This window comes from Rhizobium centroccidentale (assembly GCF_030182565.1).
GTDB lineage: Bacteria > Pseudomonadota > Alphaproteobacteria > Rhizobiales > Rhizobiaceae > Rhizobium.
In genome coordinates, this window is the sequence record NZ_JAQJCG010000003.1 from 1 (window position 1) to 21,730 (window position 21,730).

General features: G+C 59.4%; 15 protein-coding genes. 6 read left to right on the forward strand and 9 right to left on the reverse strand.

The genetic code is table 11. The annotated features are described in order from the left end of the window. Positions 1-189: 189 nt before the first annotated feature. The 8 genes from PH562_RS03940 to melA (PH562_RS03975) form a co-directional block, all read right to left on the reverse strand. Positions 190-1,251, reverse strand: a complete 1,062-nt coding sequence (locus PH562_RS03940; RefSeq protein ID WP_285171560.1) for a YncE family protein — start codon at positions 1,249-1,251, stop codon at positions 190-192. A gap of 314 nt (positions 1,252-1,565) precedes the next feature. Beyond that, positions 1,566-2,708, reverse strand: coding sequence for a fumarylacetoacetate hydrolase family protein (locus tag PH562_RS03945; protein ID WP_285171563.1), 1,143 nt, complete (start codon positions 2,706-2,708; stop codon positions 1,566-1,568). 180 nt (positions 2,709-2,888) lie between these two features. Continuing rightward, complete coding sequence (gene melA, locus PH562_RS03950) at positions 2,889-4,259, reverse strand: alpha-glucosidase/alpha-galactosidase (RefSeq protein ID WP_285171565.1); 1,371 nt, start codon at positions 4,257-4,259, stop codon at positions 2,889-2,891. Positions 4,260-4,277: 18 nt separating this feature from the next. Next, positions 4,278-5,948, reverse strand: coding sequence for an ABC transporter ATP-binding protein (locus tag PH562_RS03955; protein WP_285171567.1), 1,671 nt, complete (start codon positions 5,946-5,948; stop codon positions 4,278-4,280). Positions 5,949-5,959: 11 nt separating this feature from the next. Then, positions 5,960-7,087 (reverse strand): ABC transporter permease, encoded by a 1,128-nt coding sequence (locus tag PH562_RS03960; RefSeq protein ID WP_285171569.1) that lies wholly within the window; start codon positions 7,085-7,087, stop codon positions 5,960-5,962. Then, entirely contained in the window at positions 7,087-8,097 is a 1,011-nt protein-coding gene (locus PH562_RS03965) for an ABC transporter permease (RefSeq protein ID WP_113228359.1), read from the reverse strand. Before PH562_RS03965 ends, PH562_RS03960 begins: the two co-directional genes overlap by 1 nt. 158 nt (positions 8,098-8,255) lie before the next feature. Beyond that, on the reverse strand, positions 8,256-10,343 hold the full coding sequence (locus PH562_RS03970; protein ID WP_285171576.1) for an ABC transporter substrate-binding protein: 2,088 nt from the start codon (positions 10,341-10,343) through the stop codon (positions 8,256-8,258). 132 nt (positions 10,344-10,475) lie between these two features. Beyond that, positions 10,476-11,942: an alpha-glucosidase/alpha-galactosidase gene (gene melA, locus PH562_RS03975; RefSeq protein ID WP_285171578.1), complete on the reverse strand. Its 1,467-nt coding sequence runs from the start codon at positions 11,940-11,942 to the stop codon at positions 10,476-10,478. 210 nt (positions 11,943-12,152) lie between these two features. On the opposite strand from melA (PH562_RS03975), the gene PH562_RS03980 reads away from it, so the two are divergent. Beyond that, a complete protein-coding gene (locus tag PH562_RS03980; protein WP_285171580.1) occupies positions 12,153-13,055 on the forward strand; it encodes a helix-turn-helix transcriptional regulator in 903 nt (300 codons plus the stop codon). A gap of 196 nt (positions 13,056-13,251) precedes the next feature. Further along, positions 13,252-15,495: a glycoside hydrolase family 2 protein gene (locus PH562_RS03985; protein WP_285171582.1), complete on the forward strand. Its 2,244-nt coding sequence runs from the start codon at positions 13,252-13,254 to the stop codon at positions 15,493-15,495. Positions 15,496-15,516: 21 nt separating this feature from the next. On the opposite strand, the gene PH562_RS03990 is transcribed toward PH562_RS03985, so the two are convergent. Next, positions 15,517-16,428, reverse strand: coding sequence for a GntR family transcriptional regulator (locus PH562_RS03990; protein WP_285171583.1), 912 nt, complete (start codon positions 16,426-16,428; stop codon positions 15,517-15,519). Positions 16,429-16,744: 316 nt separating this feature from the next. Here PH562_RS03990 and PH562_RS03995 point away from each other — a divergent pair, with 316 nt between their 5' ends. The 4 genes from PH562_RS03995 to PH562_RS04010 all read left to right on the forward strand — a co-directional run bounded on the left by PH562_RS03995 (position 16,745) and on the right by PH562_RS04010 (position 21,580). Continuing rightward, a complete protein-coding gene (locus tag PH562_RS03995) occupies positions 16,745-17,764 on the forward strand; it encodes an aldo/keto reductase (protein WP_285171585.1) in 1,020 nt (339 codons plus the stop codon). Between the two features lie 177 nt (positions 17,765-17,941). Then, a complete protein-coding gene (locus PH562_RS04000; protein WP_113228352.1) occupies positions 17,942-18,931 on the forward strand; it encodes an ABC transporter substrate-binding protein in 990 nt (329 codons plus the stop codon). Positions 18,932-19,025: 94 nt separating this feature from the next. Next, positions 19,026-20,576 carry a sugar ABC transporter ATP-binding protein gene (locus tag PH562_RS04005; RefSeq protein WP_285171588.1) on the forward strand — a complete coding sequence of 517 codons (1,551 nt, stop codon included), beginning with the start codon at positions 19,026-19,028 and terminating at the stop codon, positions 20,574-20,576. 32 nt (positions 20,577-20,608) lie between these two features. Beyond that, positions 20,609-21,580, forward strand: a complete 972-nt coding sequence (locus PH562_RS04010; RefSeq protein WP_285171590.1) for an ABC transporter permease — start codon at positions 20,609-20,611, stop codon at positions 21,578-21,580. Positions 21,581-21,730: the final 150 nt, after the last annotated feature.

The window sequence follows — 21,730 nt, forward strand, 5'->3', positions numbered from 1 at the left end:
GTGTTCCAAGCCGCGTATGCCGACGCCTGCGATACGCTTCCCATCCGAGGAAATACAGCAAATTCAAGCAGAAAGCCTACCCGCGCACAGGTCTCCTAACGGCAAGGTTGATACTGATTTGCCTGACTTTGGCATCACGACGTCGGCCCCGGCTGAATAGCAAGGCCGACGTCGTGATCATGCTTTTCGCTATTTTCCGTAAGTCAGTACGGTGAACGTATTGGGGAAGAACGTGTTGGCATAGAACGGAGAGACTGTCGTCAGGATCTTCTTGGAGGCGTCGGCGCTGCCCTCGGCCGTGATGGCATAGATCGCCTTGGTTTGGCGATCGATCGCCATTGTGCGAACGCCGGCGCGGGTGCCGAGTGTTTCCAGCGGCTTGTAACTGTCGGGGCCATCGACCTCGAAGACGTTGAGATTGGCGCTCACGCCGTTTGCAGTGAAGATACGCTTTAGGTCACCATCGTAGACGATACTGTCGGTTCCTCCCCCGATCTCAGCGCTGTAAACGACCTTGCCGCTATTCCCATCAAGTACGGTGAAAGAGGGCTTGATGGTATCGTGCCCGCGGCAACTGATGTAGACCCGTTCGTCAGCGGTATTGACCGTCACGGCGGTTGGACGACCGCAAGCCGGGGCCGTGTCGTAGGTCGCGACGATCTTTCCGGCCTTAGTGTCGATCTTGTACACTTTATCGAGATCTTGTGCGGCGAGGAAAAAGGCGGATTTGCCGTCGCTATCGGCACCTTCGACCTTTTTGCTTGGCACCTTGAGGCGGCCGACTTCCTTCAGTGAAGGGACATCCAGCATAATCAGCTCGGTGCCGTCCTGCCCGGCACCCATATTGAGCACCAGATGTTTGCTGACGGCATCATAATGACTGGTATCGAGATCCTCGCCGACCTTGATCGGAGCCTGGGCCTCCAGCGTCGAAAGCTTGAACGGCGTGATCGTGCCATCCTCATTATTGGAAATGCCGAGATCGAATTCGGGGATGAGCACGGCACCATCTGAACTATCGATCGCTGTCTTATCGATCACCTTGATGACCTTGTCGGCAGTAGGATCGAAGACCTGCAAACCTTCCTTACGATGGCCCAGGAAAACCCGATGTGTAGCGGAATCGACTGAAACATAGTCATAGCCTGAGCCTTTGCCTTCGATCGTGGTGGCATGTTGCTGGTGCCAACCATCGAACGCGAATGCCGGCGTCATCATAATCAGTGCGAGCGCAGTTGTAGAAATTGCCAATCTCGACCTTATCATCCTATCCTCCTGATAAGTTTGCCGTTCCCCCCGGGCTCCGCAAACTAACAAGTCAAGCTTTCAACGAGCTTTCATTGAGGAGCTCATGGGTGATGATCGCATCCAAAAGGTCGGCTTTAACGGTTCTCAGGAGCGTACGATCCTCTCCTGCCGCGCAAGACCATCGAGCGCGCAACTCATAGCAGCGCAACCGCAGAACCACGCATGACGTCAAATGCGGAACATCATGCAAATTCGGGAAACCCGTCAGGATTGACCTGATGAGCTGAACCGCTCGAGATCCCGATTTCCTCCGGGTCTCAGATCAATCCACGCCGGGCGAGATTGCGCATCAGATGCGAAGCCCCGAAAGTCCAGGGCGGGCATTCGGTTGATAGCAGCACGCGGTTCCTCAGCGCCCCCAGCTTGTCGTTGGAGATGGTGACGATGTCACCGACCTTGTGGGTAAAGCCCTGGCCGGGCGTGTCGCGATCCTCGACGGGGGCGAAAAGCGTTCCCATGAACAGCACGAAGCCATCGGGATACTGATGATGACGACCGATGGTCTGAGAGACGAGATCGAGCGGATCGCGGCTGATTTCCTTCATCGACGAGCGGCCGTGCAGCACATAACCATCCTCACCTTCGACCTTGAGGTCGAGATCGGCCTTGCGCACGTCATCAAGACTATAGGTCTCATCGAACAACCGAATGAAAGGCCCGATCGAGCAGGAGGCGTTGTTGTCCTTGGCCTTGCCGAGGAGCAGGGCGGAGCGGCCTTCCACGTCGCGCAGGTTGACGTCGTTGCCGAGAGTGGCGCCCTTGACCCGGCCTTGACTATCGACGGCGAGCACGATTTCCGGCTCGGGATTGTTCCACTTGGAGATCGGATGCAGGCCGACATCGGCTCCTTGCCCCACCGACGACATTATCTGCGATTTGGAAAAGACTTCCGCATCCGGTCCGATGCCCACTTCGAGATATTGCGACCAGACGCCTTCCTCGATCAGCGCTGCCTTGACCTTGGCCGCCTCCGGCGAACCCGCCTTCAAATTGCGCAGGCTGTCGCCGATCAGTGCGGTCACCTTGCCGCGGATCGCTTCGGCAAGGTCCGGATTGCCGGCTGCGCGCTCCTCGATGACACGCTCCAGCATCGAGCGGGCAAAGGTCACGCCGCAAGCCTTGATCGCCTGTAGATCGACTGGTGCTAGAAGATGGATGGCCGAATGGTCGGCCTTGGCGGCCAGCAAATCGTCGAGCTTTGCGACGGCCTGGCCTTTCTGCGCGCGGACGAAAGCGACCGGATCGTCCTTCTCCAGCAGGTCGCGCATGGTCGGCGCGTCCTTCGAGGTGATGTCATAGAGCGTGCCATCGCGAACGACGACGAGGGCAGGGCCTTCCACATCCGGGCGCCAGATGCGGCCGACAAAAGTTCCGGTGGTGAATGTGTCTGAGCTCGCCATGTCGTTCGTCTCCTCCAAACTGCGTGTGTTTTCTAACCTAGGCGAAGGTGCTTTGCCATGGGTTATCGAGGCGATATTCGCCCGCATTTTGGATTTTCATTTTCTCCGGTGTGGTAAAAATGTAAGGCCCCGCGGCACCGCCGCGAGGCCCTTTGGGCCGCAAGCCGGGAGAGAGTGGCTTTACGCGGCCTGAACCTTGCGATTGCCGCGCGCCCATTCCGGCAGCCAGTCGCCATGGGCTGCCAGCAATTCGTCGACGAGCGACCAGATCTGATCGAGATCGAGTTCTGCGGCCGTATGAGGGTCCATCATCGCGGCGTGATAGATGTGCTCGCGGTTTTCGGTCATCAGAGCCTTCACCGTCAGCTCCTGCACATTGATGTTGGTGCGGATCAAGGCCGTCAGCTGTGGCGGCAGATCGCCGACATAAGTCGGCTGGATGCCGGAGGCGTCGACCAAGCAGGCGACTTCCGCTGCGCAATTGAACGGCAGTGAGGTGATGCAGCCATTGTTGCGGACATTGCCGTAGATGACCGAAGGCTCGCCGGTCCAGACCGAATTGATGATCGAGGAGGCATATTCCTTCGACTGCTTGACCTCGATCTTCTCAGCCGTGCGATATTCCTCGGCCTGGTTTTTCCAGCGTGCCACCTGTTCGATGCAGCGCTTCGGATACTCGTCGAGCGGAATGCCAAACTTCTCGATCAGGTCCTCGCGGCCTTCCTTGATGAAGTAGGGCGTATATTCGGCGAAATGCTCGGAGCTTTCGGTGACGAAATAGCCGAGGCGGGTCAGCATCTCGTAGCGCACCTTGTTCGGGCAGCGCGGATTCCAGCCAGGCTTCGGCGCGCGTCCCTCGCGATAGGCACGCACGAGATCCGGATAGAGATTGCGGTAGGAACCATCCGGCTGGCGATGCTCGAATTCGAGATAGAAGGCCATGTGGTTGATGCCGGCGGAACGATAGCGGATCTCGTCATAGGGAATGTCGAGATCATGCGCCAGCTCCATCGCCGTGCCCTGTACGGAATGGCAAAGGCCGACCTGCTTGATATCAGGGTACTTCTCGCCGATCGCCCAGGTATTGATTGCCATGGGGTTCACATATTGCAGCATGATCGCATTCGGGCAGACGGCGAGCATGTCCTCGCAAATCTTCCAGAGATGCGGAACCGTGCGCAAGCCGCGCATGATGCCGCCGACGCCGAGCGTGTCGGCGATCGTCTGGCGCAGGCCATATTTCTTCGGAACCTCGAAATCGGTGACCGTGCAGGGCTCGTAGCCCCCAATCTGGAAGGCGACGACGACGAAATGTGCGCCGTCAAGCGCCTTGCGCTGGTCGGTAAAGGTTTCGACCGTGGCCGGAGCGCCAAGCGTCGAGGCAAGCTTGCGGGCAACGATGGCGCTTTCGTCCAGCCGCTGTGGATTGATGTCCATCAGCGCGATCCTGGCTCCTGCCAGGGCAGGGCGCTGCAAGACGTCGCCGATGATATTCTTCATGAAAACGGTCGAGCCGGCTCCGATGAAGGTGATCTTGGGAGTGCCTGTCATGTCAAAATCTCCTGAATGCTATGAAGCCACCTCGAACGCCGCTCTGACAAGGCGTTCGGTGTAAGCGGTCTTGGGATGCGATAGGACTTCTTCGACCGGCCCTTCCTCCATGATCTTGCCGTGCTGCATGACGATCACGCGATGGCAAAGGGCGCGCACGACCTTGAGGTCGTGGGAAATGAAGAGATAGCTCAGACCCCGCTCGTCCTGCAGCTTGCGCAGGAGGTCGATGATCTGGGCCTGGACGGAAAGGTCGAGGGCCGAAGTCGGCTCGTCGAGAAGGATGAATTCCGGCTCGAGCGCGATGGCGCGGGCAATGGCTATGCGCTGGCGCTGGCCGCCGGAAAACTCGTGCGGGAAGCGCGAGAGAATATTGGCCGGCATGCCGGCGCTGACGAGCGCCTCCTTGACGCGTTCCAGCCGCTCGGTCTTGTTGGCGCCGAGATTGTTGACAATCAGCCCCTCGCAAATGATCTGGCCGATGGTCATGCGCGGGTTGAGCGACGAGAAAGGATCCTGAAAGACGATCTGCATGCGCGAGCGCAGAGGCCGCATTTGGGCGCGAGATCGGCCGTGGATCGGCTGCCCGTCGAAGAAAATCTCGCCGCCATCGGTATCGATCAACCGCAGCAGCGCCTGGCCGAAGGTAGTCTTGCCCGAGCCGGATTCGCCGACAAGGCCGAGCGTCTCGTGGCGGCGCAGCTCGAGATCGAGTCCGCCGACGGCGACGAGCTCGCGCATGTCGGGCTTGAAGAAGCTGCCGTGCCGGAGCATGAAGGCTACTTTGACGGACTTGCCTTCGAGCACCGTGTCGCAGTTCGGCGGCAGCGGTTTTGCATGCCCACGCGGCTCCGAAGTCAGCAGATGCCGCGTATAGGGATGCTGCGGATTGGAAAAGAGCGCTTCGGTCTTATTGTGCTCGCGCATCTCTCCATGCTGCATCACATAGACATAGTCGGAGAACTGGCGCACCACGGTTAGGTCGTGGGTGATCAGGATGACCGCCATGCCGAGCTGCTTTTGCAGGTCGCGGATGAGATTGAGGATCTGCGCCTGCACCGTGACGTCGAGCGCCGTCGTCGGCTCGTCGGCGATCAGCACGTCCGGATCGTTGGCGAGCGCCATGGCGATCATCACGCGTTGCCGCTGTCCACCCGAGAGCTGATGCGGATATTGTTTCAGCCGCGCTTCCGGATCGGGGATCTGAACCTGTTTCAAAAGGTCGAGCGCCCGCTTCTCCGCGTCGCGGCGGCTGGCCTTGCGATGGACCCGTATCGCCTCGACGATCTGGCTGCCGATCGTGTAGATCGGGTTGAGCGAGCTCATCGGCTCCTGGAAAATCATCGAGATGCGGTCGCCGCGCAGCTGCCGGCGCGCTTTCTCCGAAAATTTCAGCACGTTCTTGCCGTCGTAATGAACGGCGGCTTTGTCTGAAACCACCGCACGCTTGGTCAGGAGGCCCATGACGGTGCGGGCCGTTACCGATTTTCCCGAGCCGGATTCGCCGACGATCGCGATGGTTTCTCCGCGATAAAGCTGGAAGGTGATGTCCTTGACGGCATCGACCATGCCGTCCTCGACCTTGAATTTGACGGCAATATTGCGGGCGTCGATGACAGGCGAGGTGGTCTTTTCGCCGGCATCGTGCCTGGTGTCGGGAGCATAGGGATTGACGAGTGCGAGAGCCATATCCGTTCTCCTCAATAAGGATCGATTGCGTCGCGCAGGCCGTCGCCGAGCGCATTGAAGGCGAAGACGGTGACGAGAACGAAGGCGACGGGCGAGAGGATCCAGGGATAGGAACCGATGACCGAATAGGTCGACGTATCCTGCAGCATTAGACCCCATGAGATCAGTGGCGGCTTGACGGCAAAACCCAGGAAGCCGAGGAAGGATTCCAGCAGCACAACACTCGGGATTGCGAGCGTCACCGCGACGATGACATGGCTCATGACGTTCGGCAGGATATGCTGCAGGATGATGCGCCAATCGGTTGCTCCGACCGCCATCGCGGCGCGAACATACTCGATCCGCGCCAGCGCCAGCGTTTTGCCCCGCACCTCGCGGGACATCTGTGCCCAGCCGAGCGCAGACATCACGACGATGACGAAGGCGAGGAAGACGTTCGTAGGCGCAGTCACGGGGATCAGGGAGGTCAGCGCCAGATAGAGCGGCACTTGCGGGAAAGCCAGTACGACCTCGACGAAACGCTGGATCCAGGCGTCCACCGCACCACCGAAATAACCGGAGATCATGCCGATCGTCGTGCCGACGATGGTGACGATGGAAACCACGGTCAAGGCGATCATCAGCGAGATGCGCGAACCATAGATGGCGCGCGACAACACATCCCGCCCGAACTTGTCGGTGCCGAGGAAATGCACCGGACCGCCGTCGATCGCGCCGAAGAGATGGCGGTTGCCGGGGATCAGGCCAAACAAATAATAGGGATCACCCTTGACGAAGAAGCCGAGCAGGCGCGGGTGGTCATAGTCCGGCCCGACGATCGGCTGGAAGGTGACCGGGTCGAGATCCGTCGTCTCGGCAAGCGCGTAGACACGGGGCAGAAAGACGAAGTTGCCGTCCTTGTCATGGAAACTGATGACCTGCGGCGGCGCAAAACCGGTATCGGTCGCCTTCGGATCGAGTGGTGCTACGAATTCGGCAAAGATCGCCATCAACAGCAGCAGGATGACGAGAACGAGACCGCTCATGCCCGTCCAGGAGCGCTTCAGGCGCCGCCAGACCAGCGCGATATAGCTTTCATTGCCGCTTTTGAGCTGGATCTTTTCTTCCGGCGATGGCGGGGAGTTGCTGAAGGCCAGCATCAGTGTATTCCTCCCTGTTGACGGACGCGCGGATCGAGCAGCGCAAGCAGCATATCGGCGATGATATTGCCGACGATGAGGGTGGCCGAAAGCACCATCATGAAGGTTGCCGTCACATAGACGTCGCCGATCGCCATCGAGCCGACGATGGCCGGGCCGACGGTCGGCAGCGTGAAGATGATGGCTGTCTCGATCTCGCCGGTCAGCATGTAGGGCAGGACGACGCCCTGATACATGACGAGCGGATGCAGCGCGTTCGGCACAGCATGGCGCATGACGACGGCGCCACCGGAAAGGCCCTTCGCCCGCGCGGTCTCCACATATTGGGCATTCAGCGTATCGAGAAGATTGCCGCGCATGACGCGCATATTGTAGGCGAGGCCGCCAAACGTCGCGATCGCAACGACAGGCCAGACATGCCTGACCAGATCGACGAATTTGGCCCAGGACCACGGCGCACCGCCATATTGCGGCGAGAAAAAGCTGCCGATCTCCGAGACGTTGAGCTGGAAGACGAGAAGATAAACGATGATCAGCGCCATCAGGAAGCGCGGCACCGTCATGCCCAAAAAGGAAATGCCCGACAGGAGGCTGTCGATCCAGCTATATTGCCGTGTCGCCGCCCATATGCCGAAACCGATACCGAGAACGGATGCGAAGATGTGGCAGACCAGCGCGAGAGCCAAGGTCCGCGGCAGACGCTCTCCAACGACATCGGCGACGGGTTTGTTGTAGAACATGCTGTAGCCGAAATCGCCCTTGGTGACGATGCCGCCGATCCAGTTGACGTATTGAACCACCAGCGGCTTGTCGAGCCCGTGTTCGCGGCGGTAAATTTGCGCCTGTTCATCGGCTTGGGCGAAGGATGCACCGCCCTGGTTCATCAATTGCGAGCGTATGTAATCAGCATAGTCGCCAGGCGGGGCCTGAATGATCGCAAAGGTCACCACGCTCAGGATGAAGAGCACGGGAATGGCGGAGGCTATTCGCACGAGCAGGAATCGTAACATCGGACGGTTCGCTTCTCTTGATGCTGTCGGCAGTCTCATCCCATCGGGGTGATATACGCCGGCGGTTCAATTCTATCCCGGCGATAGCTGATCGCTGGATGTTTCAGGTCCCATGGCAACCGGCATCATACCGGCTGCCATGGGTGTTTCATACGACCCTACTTGATCGGACCGGCGCTGCCAGGAGCACCCGGAAGCTCTTCCGGGAAGAGCTCGTACTTGCCCTGCTTGTCAGCTGCGACCCAAAGGCGCTCGCGGATGATTGAGTCCTCAGCCCAGTTGAAGAGGAAGATCGGCGTGCCCGGAGGAACGTTGGAGAAGCGCTTGTTGATGATCAGTGCACCTGGATATTCGGTCAGACCGATATTGTAGAGGTGTCCCGTCGAGATCTTCTGGAACTGCTTCATCAAAGCCACGCGTTCGTCGTTGTCCTTCGATGTCGTGAATTTGCTGACGACATTCACCATGTCCTTTTCGAAGGGCATGAGATCGACCGTGCCATCCGCACCCGCACGATGGTTCCAGCTCGTGCGAGGACCGACAGGTGCAAGCTGCTCCGTATTCTGGACGACCGAGGCCAGCTCCGTGCTGTTACGACGAACCATCCAATCGAAGCGGCCGCCGTAATTGGCATCGTCACGCTTGGGGCCGTCGAGCGCGTTGATGATGACGCGCAGCCCGAGCTTCTCCATCTGGCCAACGACGCCTTCGGCCAGGCTCTTGTCGGTGGTGTAGTCGTTGCTGACCAGCAGGGTGATCTCGACATCCTTGCCGCCGTTGACGTTAGCCGGGAAGTTTACGATGCCGTCGCCGTCGGTATCCTTCAGACCGGCCTTCGCAAGCTCGGCCTTGGCCGCGGCAAGATCGAACGGATAATAGACGGTGGAATTGCGATCATAGAAGCTGCTGCCGGAGGAAAGACCGCCCGGATAAATCGCCGTGAACGGGCCCTTGACCAGTGACTCGCCGAGGGCTTTGCGGTCCAACGCCATCGTAACGGCCTTGCGGAAATCCTCATTGCGGTTCAGGTCGCGAATGGCCTGAGCACGCGGATCGGGATTGCCCCAGCCATTGGCGGAGAAATTCATCTGCAGGTTATAGCCGATGAGGCGAGGGCCGAAGGCAAGACGAGCGGGCGCATCGGGCTGTGCGGCGCGCTTCAGCGAAGCGACGAAATTTTCCGGCTGCTCCAGGTTCGAAAAGTCGCCGGAACCGGCAACCGCCTGCACGTCGCGATCCGCCCAGGTCGAGAGCTTGTAATGCAGCTCATTGAGGTAGGGCAGCTGATTACCCTTCTCGTCGACCTTCCAGTAGTAGGGATTGCGACGCAGGACGATGATATCGTCAGGCCGGTATTCGACCGGCACCCAGGCGCCCATGACCGGAATGTTCATATATTCCGGTGGGAAAGCGTTCTTGAACTGATCGTAGGTGTTCTTGGAATATTTCGGGTGCTGCGGCTTCAGGATATGAGATGGGCCCGGGCAGAAATTCGGATAGGCCATCGTGTAGAGATATTGCTTCGGGAAGGCGTCCTTGAAGGTCCATTCGACGGTGTAATCGTCGATCTTCTTGAGGGTCGTTCCCTCACCGAAAGCTTCCGGCGATGCGCCGCCGCCGAGCGGCGAGACGTTCGGGTCGATGACCTCGTCTTCCCAGTAGAACATGATGTCATCGGCGTTGAACGGCACGCCGTCGGACCATTTCGCGCCTTCGATCAGATGCATGGTGAGCTTATGGCCGTCGGGCGACCATTCCCAGCCCTTGGCAAGGTTCGGCAGCGGCTCGGTATCCTTTGCCTCCACCTGGAACAAGGGAGCCGTGCGCGTCAGGCACTCCGAAAGGGCGATGTCGATGCCGCCCCAGCCCTGGGTTTGCCCGGCGCCGTAGTTCCAGCCCTCCGGCCGGCCGCCGATAACATGGCGCATGGTATCGCCATAGACGCCGACGCCGTCGGGCATGTTGCCCGTCTTGAAGACCAGAGGTTCTTTCGGCAGGCGATCCTTGACGGGCGGCAGCTTGCCGGTCTTTACGAACTTGTCCGTCACCCAGGCAGGCTCGTGATAGTCCGGCAAAGCCTTGAACTCCAAGATGGAGTTGCGCTCGACATATTTGATCTTGCCTTCAGCCGGAAAAACCGGCGGAACGGGCGGCACTGTCGGCTCGGCTGCGTAGGCGCTGATGGCGATCGCGGATGTGGCAATCGTCAATGCGGCGAGAAGGCCGATCGGTCGAAAATGTCTCATCTTGTTCTCTCTCCCAATATCGCGAGCTTTCCGTTCAGGCGTCGCGTTCCTCCCGTAAAACGGAAGACGGCCGGCTGCGGCGGGATATCACCCCTCTGCCGCCGCAGCCATTGTCTTCCGATCTGTTGTTCCTCAGCCGGCCTGCTTCAGCGCGGCCTTTTCTGCGCGCAACTCTTCGATCGAGCGTACGTTGCGGCTTGCCGCACCCTTCCAATCGCGCGTCTTGACCTTGCCCTGCGACAGGCGCTCCTTCGCGCCATCGACTGCGTGGGCATATTGCGGCAGCCAACGGGCCTCGGCGACCACCATTTCGTCGACCATCTGCCAAACCTCCTCCGGTGTGGCGACGGCACCGACCAGCGGATCATGCAGGACGGCAAGCTTCAAGAGATCGATATCGCCGCTGATAGCGGCATGGACCGACATGCGCTGGACGTTGATCGAGGATATGCAGGTGGCTGCACATGCCTCCGGCAGGGTAATTCCCGCCACCATGTTGACGCCGAAGCGATCGACGAAGCCGGGTGACTCGATGATGGCATCGGCAGGCAAATTGGTGATGACGCCATTGTTCTTGACGTTGAAATGGCCACGATACACGCGGTTGGTTTCCAGCGCTTCGAGAATATGGCTGGCATGTTCGTTGGAGCGGCGTGCGGGGTCGATCGGCTGCGAGGCGCTGTCGAGGATCTGCTGGAATTCCGTCTCGAACCAGTTGCGCGTTTCGGTGGAGTGACGCAGATAGCCGCCGGTCTCGCCATGGATCCAGTCCGACATGTCGATCCATTTGTTGATCTCGTCGGGGCGCTTGCGATACCAGGGCAGGTATTCCGACAGGTGTCCGTTGCTCTCGGTCGAATAGACGCCGAAACGCTTGAGAACGTCGATGCGCAGCTTTTCCTGTTGCGAATAGACCGGATGCGCCTCGAATGCGGCGATCAGCTCATCTTTGCCGATCTTGCGACCGTTGAAGCGCAGATCGACGAACCAGGTCTGGTGGTTGATGCCCGAGCAGATATAATCGAGTTCGCGCTTGTCCTTGGCACCGAGCACTTCGGCGATCTGTTCGGCTCCATGCTGGACGCCATGGCAAAGGCCGATCGTGTCGACCTTGCCGTATTCGATCGCCGCCCAGGTGTTCATCGCCATCGGGTTGGCATAATTCAGGAACTTGGCGCCGGTTTCGGCGACTTCACGGATATCCTTGCAGAAATCGAGGATGACCGGAATATTGCGCTGGCCGTAGAGGATGCCGCCGGCACAGATCGTATCGCCGACGCACTGGTCGATGCCGTATTTCAGCGGAATGCGGATATCTTCGGCATAAGCCTCTAGGCCGCCGACGCGAACGCAGCTGATAACGTAGCGCGCGCCTTCCAGCGCCTTGCGGCGGTTGGTGGTAGCCGTGACGCGTGTCGGAAGCTTGTTGGATTCGACGATCCGGTCGAGGATCGCCTTGATCATCGTCAGATTGTGCTCACTTACGTCGGTCAGCGCGAATTCGACGTCGCGGAATTCCGGCACGCAGAGAATGTCGGTGAACAGCTTTTTCGTGAAGCCGACGCTGCCGGCGCCGATGATAGCGATTTTGAAACTCATGATCCTCACCTTCAAGTCGATCGAACAAGCAGCGGCAGGGAAATTGACGGCATTTTCGTCCAGTGTCGCATTGATTGCGGAACGGGCCGAAATCGCGATTTTTCCTCCGATCGCCGTTCCTCGCCGGCGAGCATGCGCTGTTTTCTGGCGGGATTATGCCTATAATCGGCGAGGCGAACAGAGAACTATTATGCTTTTGAGGGTAATTTTGTGCTGCAAGAATTGATCGATAACGGACAGGTCATGCGGACGGTTTCCCTGCCGCGTGGACGCCACCGATTGCATGCCATGCCGACCAGTGCCGGATATGAAGTCCGCGAAGACGAACCCTATGATTGGGATGGACGACGACGCGGCCTCACACCGTTCACCGTGCTGCAGCACACAATCAGCGGCACGGGTCGCTTGCGCTATGAAAGCCGCAACTATCGCGTCAATGCCGGTGATACGCTGCTCGTTCTCGTGCCGCATAATCATCGCTATTGGCTGGAGAAGGGGGAGCGCTGGGAGTATTTCTGGATCTCCATGAATGGCGAGGAGGCATTGCGCATCCATCGGCTGATTCTCGCGGCAGCCGGTCCGGTGTTGAAGCTGCAGCAGGCGACCATCGATCATCTTGCAGACTGCAGCCTTCGGCTCGTCAAGGGCGCCACGACACCGGCTTCGGCTTCGGCGATTGCCTATGAAGCCGCCATGGCCCTCTATGACGACGTCTTCGGCTCGCATGCTTTTGCTGCCGACCGCTCCGTCATGCAGATTGTCATCGACCACATCAACGCCAATCTCGACAAGCCGCTGCCGGTCGAAGAGCTTGCGAAGGTGGGCGGTCTCAGCCGCGCGCATTTTTCGCGCGTCTTCGCCGAGAGTGAAGGCGTGCCGCCGGCGGAATTCGTGCTGCAACAGCGCATGCAGCGCGCGGCGAAGCTGCTGACGAAGGCTGCCTTCATTCCGGTCAAGGAGGTAGCGATCATGTCGGGCTTCGACGATGCCAATTATTTCTCCAAGGTGTTTCGCCGCATCTACGGCATCAATCCGACGGAGTTCCGCACGACAGGCATGTATGCTTCGGTGCGCAGTCCGGTCGAGGAGACGAAGAACGGGCGGAGCCGATAGATCCGTGATAGGTCGGCTCCTTGCTATCGCTTGCTTGCCTTGAAAATCGAAATCCGCCAACCGGTCGCATTGCGCAACGGCGGCGGGCCTGTATACATATCGCCCCGCGGCGTCCCGCCTGCCTCGCCGCATGCCTGACTTCCCAGCAACATCTGTTCGTCATCCGATGCGACGGGCTTAATCGATAGGATTGAATATGCGTTCTGTTGTCGCCTTCAATGAATCCTGGACGTTTCATGAAGGGTTTTCGCCCGAGGATGCCAGTCGCCCGCAGGAGGGACAGAGTGTTACGCTGCCGCATACGGCGGTCGAACTGCCTTTCAACTATTTCGACGAGAAATCCTATCAGCGCGCCTTCACCTATCAGAAGATCGTCAACTGGGATGAGGCCTTCGCAGGCCGCGAGGTATCGCTGATCTTCGATGCGGCCATGGCCGATGCCGTCGTCTATCTGAACGGCGAGGAAATCGTTGCCCACAGGGATGGCTACACGCCGTTCGAGGCCCGCCTGACCGGCCGCCTGCATAAGGGCGAAAACCTGATTACGGTCAAGATCGACGGCAGCGAGAACCCGCAGATCCCGCCTTTCGGCGGCCGGATCGATTATCTGACCTATGCCGGGATCTATCGCGATGTATGGCTGAAGGTTGCCGCGCCCGTCTCGGTCGCCAACATCAAGGTCGAGACGACGGATGTCCTTTCCGACCGCAAATCCGCGACGGTGCGCTGCGATATCTCCAATCCGCAAAATCTTGCTTTCAAGGGTGCGGTGATGGTTACTTTGCGATCCGCCGATGGCGCGGCCATCGCTTCCGGCAAGGCTGACACGTCAGGGGAAAGCGTGAAGCTCAGCTTTGCCGCGCTTTCCGGTCTTTCGCTCTGGGAACTCGACAATCCCGTTCTTTATTCGGCTGAAGTGGAGCTTGTGAGCGAGCATGGAGCGGACCGTCACGCCGCGACTTTCGGCTTCCGCACGGCGAGCTTCACAGCGGAAGGTTTTCTGCTGAATGGCAAGAAGCTGAAGCTGCGCGGTCTCAACCGCCATCAGGCTTTCCCCTATGTCGGCTATGCGATGGGCCGATCGGCCCAGGAGCGCGACGCCGAAATCATGAAGCGCACCCTGAAATGCAACATCGTGCGCACCTCGCATTATCCGCAGTCGAAATGGTTCCTCGACCATTGCGACCGCATCGGTCTTCTCGTCTTCGAAGAAATCCCCGGCTGGCAGCATATCGGCGATAAGGAATGGCAGCAGGAATCGATCCGCAACGTACGGCGCATGATCGAACGCGACTGGAACCATCCTTCCATCATCATCTGGGGCGTGCGCATCAACGAATCCCAGGATTCTCACGATTTCTACGCCGAGACGAATCGTCTGGCGCGTGAGCTCGATCCGACGCGTCAGACCGGCGGCGTTCGCTATATCACCGAGAGCGAGATGCTCGAGGACGTCTACACTATGAATGATTTCATCCTCGGCAACGAGGAGCTGCCTGGCGCCAACCGGCCGCGCACACCGCTCAGGCCGCAGCAGGAAAATACCGGCCTCTCCAAGGACGTACCCTATCTCATCACCGAATTCGGCGGCCATATGTATCCGACGAAAATCTATGACCAGGAGCAGCGTCAGGCCGAACATGTTCGCCGGCATCTGGAAGTTCTAAATGCCGCCTATGGGGACTCATCGATCTCAGGCGCGATCGGCTGGTGCATGTTCGACTATAATACCCATAGCGATTTCGGCTCGGGCGATCGCATTTGCTATCACGGCGTCATGGACATGTTCCGCGAGCCGAAATTCGCCGCTTATGTCTATGCCAGCCAGTGCGAGCCCGCCGAAGAGATCGTCATGAAGCCGGTCACGATCTGGGCACGCGGCGAGCGTAATATCGGTGGTGCCCTGCCGCTCATCGTGCTCACCAATTGCGACGAGGTCGAGCTGCGTTACGGCTCGTTGACCAAGCGTCTCGGCCCGGACGGGGAGACTTTCCCGCATCTGCCGCATCCTCCAGTCGTCTTCGATCACCGTTCCTTCACTCCGGACGAGCTCGGTGTATGGGGGATGGAGTGGGAGGACGTGCATTTCACTGGCTATATCGCCGGCAGAAAGGTTGTGGAGCAGCATATGGTCGCCAATCCGCTGCCGACGTCGCTTCAGGTGGAAGCCGATGCCTATACCTTGCGCGCAGGCGAGCGCGATACGGTACGCGTCATCGTGCGTGCGCTCGATCAGGCCGGCTCGCGTCTGGCTTTTCTCAGTGAGGCCATCACGGTCAAGGTCGAGGGCCCGGCGAAGGTTATCGGGCCGGAAACGGTGGCATTCCAGGGCGGGACCACGGGCTTTTGGTTGGAGGCGACGGGCGGGGCCGGTGCGATAAAGCTCGAAGTCTCGTCCCCACGCTTTGCTAGCCAAAGCTTGAGCTTCACCGCAAAGTGAGCAAACTGCCGGCTCTTGCCGTCAGGCAATTGAGCCGGCAACTTCGGCTGTGCCTTGCGGGATCGACTGTAGCAGCGTCTTCCGTGCCGAGGCGAGATGCCGGCGGCACGCCGCATCGATCCTTCGCTGGTCGCGCGATTGCAGGGCCTCGATATAGTCGAGGTGTTCGGTCACGGCGCGGGCATTGCGCTCGCGGGCGAACGTCTTGTTCCACTGATAGTGATAGTGAAAAATGATGGCGATGACGTCGTAGAAATCGGCGATGAAGCGATTTCCCGAGGCGCGATGGATGAGAAGGTGAAACTTTTCATCGAGACGCGAGAAATCGCGGTAATGCGCATCGATATCTTTGAGCAGTTCCCGGTGTTCCTGCTCGATCGCCTTGAGATCCTCCCAGGCGCGATGATTGGCGGGCAGGCGACCGAATTCGGCGGCTGAATGCAGCTCGAACATTTCGCGCACATCGGCGAGCTCGAGCGCAAATTCGCTGGTGAAGCCCTTGAGGATCCAATGGCTGTTCGGCCGCTTTTCGATCAGGCCGAAGCGGCTGAAGCGAATGAGGAATTCGCGCACGACCGAGGTTCCGGTGCCGATCTCGCGCGCCAGTTCCAGCTCGTTGATCTGCATGCCGGGCTGAGCTTCGTCGGACATGATACGCATCATGAAACTGCGCTCGATGATGTCATGTAGTGAATCGGTCTCTTCCTTCGGGAAGAAATCATCCTCCGTCGGCCGGCGCAGAACCGTCTTCTGCCGCTTGTTCCAGAGAATGATGCCGGCGTCACTTAGACGCATGAGGATCGCGCGCGCCGTACTGCGGCTGACGCCGAGTTCGGCGGCGATTTCCGGCTCGCTCGGCAGCTCGGTATCGGGCTTCAGGCGCGCCGCATAGCGATTATACGCCTCCTTGAAGAGCGTGTTTTGCCTTGCCATTTCCCCCTCGCGTATCGTCGCCGCTCTTTACCGGCGGCGCTGTCTGAACCATGATCGAATGGCAGTCAATTGCAGGAGTGTTGACGAAGCGCGCTGGCCACCTTCCTCCAAGGCGTCAGGCGATTTGCTCGTTGACACCAAAATGTTTATTGTAGATAAAAAACAAAATCAATTGGTGGATGGACTATCGGGAGCTGACCGCCACCAATGACGAAGGAGGAATGGGAGCGGCCCGCTTGGGACACTCCGACATGGATCCAAGAGTGCCAAAAGCGCTCATCGGAAATTGCGTGACAGCCATCACAAGGGAGAGGTGATGCAGACAAGAACAATCGGCAGGACGGACCTTAAGGTCACGGAGATCAGCTTCGGCGCTGCGGCGCTGGGTGGACTCTATCGTGCCTGTCCGCGCGACCAGGCAATGGCGACCCTTCAGGCGGCCTGGGACAGCGGTATCCGTTATTTCGACGCTGCGCCCTGGTATGGCTTTGGCCTCGGCGAACGCCGCGTCGGCGATTTCCTGCGTGATCAGCCCGAGGACAGCTATGTACTGTCGACCAAGGTCGGTCGTCTCATGCGCCCGGTGCCGACCGACAAGGTGCCGAATTACGGCTATGTCGACCCTCTGCCTTTCGATGCCGATTATGACTACTCCTATGATGGCATTATGCGCTCGGTCGAGTTCAGCTATGCCCGTCTCGGGCTCAATCGCATCGATATTCTCTATGTCCACGATATTGGCGGCTATACGCACGGCAAGGCCCTGAACGAGCATTACCTTGGGCAGTTCCTCGGATCGGGGTTGAAGGCTTTGGAGGAGCTGAAGTCGTCAGGAGCGATCAAAGCCTATGGTCTCGGCGTCAACGAAGTGCCGGTCTGCCTGGATGTGATGAACGCGGCCAATATCGACTGCATTCTGCTTGCAGGCCGCTATACTTTGCTGGACCGTTCGGCGGTAGCCGAGCTGCTGCCGCTTTGCGAGAAAAAGGGAACATCGCTGATAGTGGGCGGCGTCTTCAATTCCGGTATTCTGGCGACTGGCCCCGTGCCCGGCGCGCATTTCGACTATCTGCCGGCGACACCGGATATTCTGGCCAAGGTCGGGGCGATGGAGGAGATCGCCCGCAGGCATGGCCTGCCGCTTGCCCAGCCGGCGCTTCAGTTCCCGTTGCGCAGTCCTTGCGTGGCTTCGGTGCTGATCGGTACGGCGAAGCCGGAAAGCCTTGTCCGTAACATGCAGCTCGTGGAGCCTCGGCTTCCCGACAGTCTCTATGCGGAGTTCGAAGATTTGACTGTGGTCGCGCCTCCGTTGGGAGACGAGGCGGTCAGAGTCTAGCAGATTGGGAGCTATCGAGCCGTCGGAAGAGACGGCTTCGAAGAGGAGGAAAGCCTGTTTTGGCGTCGGTGGCCTTTCCGCCGCGCGATGCGTGATGCCGCAAGGCGTTGCGATACCAGCCGTAAGCGTTCAGCGGCGGGTGTGCAGGAGAACAGAGCGCGTTGAGAGGAGAAGCAGATGAAAATTGCCAAGTCACTTCTGTCCCGCCGCAGCTTTACCGGCCTTGCCGGCGCTGCCGTCATAGCGATGGCGATGCCCGTGCAGTCCTTCGCGGCCGACGTGACCATCCCGATTATCGTCAAGGATACGACATCCTTCTACTGGCAGATCGTTCTTGCCGGCGCTCGCCAGGCAGGCAAGGATCTCGGCGTGAAGGTGCCGGAACTCGGCGCACAGTCGGAATCCGATATCAACGGCCAGATCAGCATTCTCGAAAACGCCGTTGCCGGCAAGCCGGCCGCTGTCGTCATTTCGCCGACGGAGTTCAAGGCGCTCGGCAAGCCCGTGGATGAAGCCGCCAAGTCCGTGCCAGTCGTCGGCATCGACTCTGCTGCCGATTCCAAGTCCTTCGTCTCGTTCCTGACGACCGACAACGTCCAGGGCGGCCGTATCGCTGCAGACGGTCTTGCGGCCGCAATCAAGGGCATGACCGGCAAGGAAGAGGGTGAGATCGCCATCATCACCAGCCTGCCGGGCGTCGGTTCTCTCGACCAGCGTCGTCAGGGCTTCCTGGAAGAGGTCAAGAACAAGTATCCGGGCCTGAAGGTCGTTGCCGATAAATATGCCGACGGCCAGGCGACCACCGGTCTCAACATCATGACCGACCTGATCACGGCCAATCCGAAGCTGGTCGGCGTCTTCGCCTCCAACCTGATCATGGCTCAGGGTGTGGGCCAGGCAATCGCCGAAAACAAGCTCGGCGACAAGATCAAGGTCATCGGCTTCGACAATGACGACAAGACCGTCGGCTTCCTGAAGTCGGGCGTTCTTGCCGGCCTCGTGGTGCAGGACCCCTACCGCATGGGTTATGACGGCATCAAGACGGCGCTCGCCGCTTCCAAGAAGGAAAAGGTCGAGGCCAATGTCGACACCGGCGCCAACCTCGTCACCAAGGCGAACATGAGCGACCCGAAGATCGATGCGTTGTTGAACCCGAAGGTCAAGTAAGGCTTGAGGCCGCGCCCGCGCGAATCGGGCGCGGCCTTTTCGTCTGGCCGCTTCTCCGAGGCGGTCGTGCGGCGATGCGAGAGGAGGAGACCTCATGACGAGCCTTGAAGAAATCAGCCATAGGCACGACGATACCGTCAAGACGGAAGCAAACCGCATTCCGCCAGGCTCGCCCATCCTGGAACTCAAGGGCTTGCAGAAGCGCTATGGCTTCGTCGAGGCGCTGAAGCCGGCGACCGTCACGTTTCTGGCCGGAGAAATTCATGCGATCGTCGGCGAAAATGGTGCGGGCAAGTCGACCCTCATCAAGCTCCTGACCGGTGTTATCACCAGGACGGCGGGCGAAATTTTCTGGTGCGGGCATCCCGTGGCGCTTGCAACGCCGAATGAGGCGATCGCCCGCGGCATCAACGCGGTGCATCAGGAAGTGGTGCTCTGCCCACATCTAACGGTCGCTGCCAATCTCTTCCTTGGCGATGAAGTCAATCGTTTCGGCCTGATGCGCAAGAAACAGATGGTGGCGATGGCCCAGACCGTGCTCGACGATCTCGGCTTCGGACTGCCGGCGGGCGAACTCCTAAGCTCGCTCACCATCGGCCAGCAGCAGCTCGTGGCAACGGCAAGAGCGGCGATGCGCGGTACGCAATTCCTGATTTTCGACGAGCCGACCGCCTATCTCACCCGTCAGGAATCGGCGCAGCTGTTCAAGCTGATCCGCCGTCTGCAGGGCGAAGGCGTGACGATCGTCTATATCAGCCATCGTATGGAAGAGGTGTTCGAACTGGCCGATCGCGTCTCGGTCTTGCGCGACGGCACGCATGTCGGCACCCGCACGATCGCCGAAACCAACGAGGACGAGCTGATCAAGCTGATGATCAATCGTTCCATCGAGCAGATCTACCACAAGGAGGAGATTCCGATCGGCGATACTATCCTCGAGGCTCGCGGTCTTTCCGGCCCTGGCTTCGAGAATATCTCGCTCAGCGTCCGTGCCGGCGAGATTGTCGGTCTTTACGGGCTGATCGGCGCCGGCCGCAGCGAATTTGCGCTGGGTCTCTACGGCCGCCAGCCGCTTTCAGCCGGAGAGATTTACTGGCAGGGGCGCAAGGTCGACATCCGCAACGAGCGTGATGCGATGGAGCTCGGTATTGCGCTGGCGCCGGAGAGCCGGCGCGATCAGGGACTCTGCCTCAACCTGCCGATCGGGCTCAACATCAATCTGCCCGTATTCCGGCGGCTGAGCAGCGGTCCGATCATCAATAACAAGAGCGAAGCGGCCAATGCCGACAAGCAAATCCGCGATCTCAGCATCAAGACACCGAGCCGGCGGGTTCTGGTTTCCGCGATGTCCGGCGGCAATCAGCAGAAAGTGGTCATCGGCAAATGGCTGAGCCACGGCGCCAAGCTCTTCATCTTCGACGAGCCGACTGTCGGGGTCGATGTCGGCACGAAGGCGGAGATCTATCGGCTATTTGCCAAGCTCCTGCGCGCCGGCGCCGGCATCATCGTCATTTCGTCCTATCTGCCCGAGGTTTACGAGCTCGCGGATCGTCTGCACGTCTTCCGCCACGGCCAGCTGGTCGCCAGCCATGATTTCCATGCGGCAACGCATGAGGAAGTCCTTGGCGAAGCGATCGGCGTCTGAACAACAAACAAGTCTAAAGAGGGAGAACAAAAATGGCCGCGAATACGACAGAAGGCCCGACCGTTGCGCCGCGGCGCAAGATGAACATCCTCTTCAGCTTGACGCTGATCCTGCTGTTGCTGGCGCTGTGGGTCGCGCTCGGATTCTGGACCGACAAGTTCTGGACGCCGCTCAACATCACCAATCTGATGCGTCAGGGCTCGATGACGGCCATTCTTGCGCTTGGGCAAACCTTCGTTATCATCACAGCGGGCATCGATCTTTCCGTCGGCGCGATCGTCGGCTTCTGCACTGTTATCATCGCCTGGCTGCTGCAGGCCGGGTTTCCAGTCTGGGCGGCCATCCTGATCACCTTGCTGTTCGGGGTCCTGATCGGGGCGTTCCATGGTTTCGGCATCGTGCGCATGGGTCTGCCACCCTTCATCATTACGCTCGCGACACTGACATCGCTTCGCGGCATCGGCCTGCTGATTACCAACGGTTCGACTATCAACATCGTCAATGATGATTTTACCAATTTCGCCGTCTCGGATTTCTTGGGGATACCGAGCCTGTTTTGGATGGTGATCCTGGTGGCGATCCCGGCCGTGATCTTCCTGCATTTGAGCCGTTGGGGGCGCTATCTCTTCGCCGTCGGCTCAAACCGTGAGGCTGCGCGCTTGTCCGGCGTCAACGTCAACTGGATGATCTATCTCGCCTATATCCTGTCGGGAACCTGCGCTGCCTTCGTCGGCGTTCTGCTTGCATCGCGCATCGCCATCGGCAACGCGACACAAGCGGATGGCTGGGAGCTGCAGGCCATCGCCTCGTCGGTTATCGGCGGGACCAGCCTTTTCGGCGCGGTCGGCACCGTCTATGGCCCGCTGATCGGCGCCTTCATCCTGGCGACCATCAACAATGGCGCCAATCTGCTGAACCTCAACTCTTTCTGGCAGCGCATCATCACCGGCATCCTGATCATCGTCATCGTCTATTTCGACCAGTTGCGTCGCCGCCGGGCCTAGAGCAGGAACGGAGCAAGGCATGGAGCGACAATCGAGCGGGACGCTATCCCGTTCGATTGTTGCCATTGCTTGTTGTCAGGGAAAGAGTTCACGGGTCCCTTTGGAGCGCGGTGGGCACCAGGCGTATCCGGGCAGGCTCCGGCTTGGACG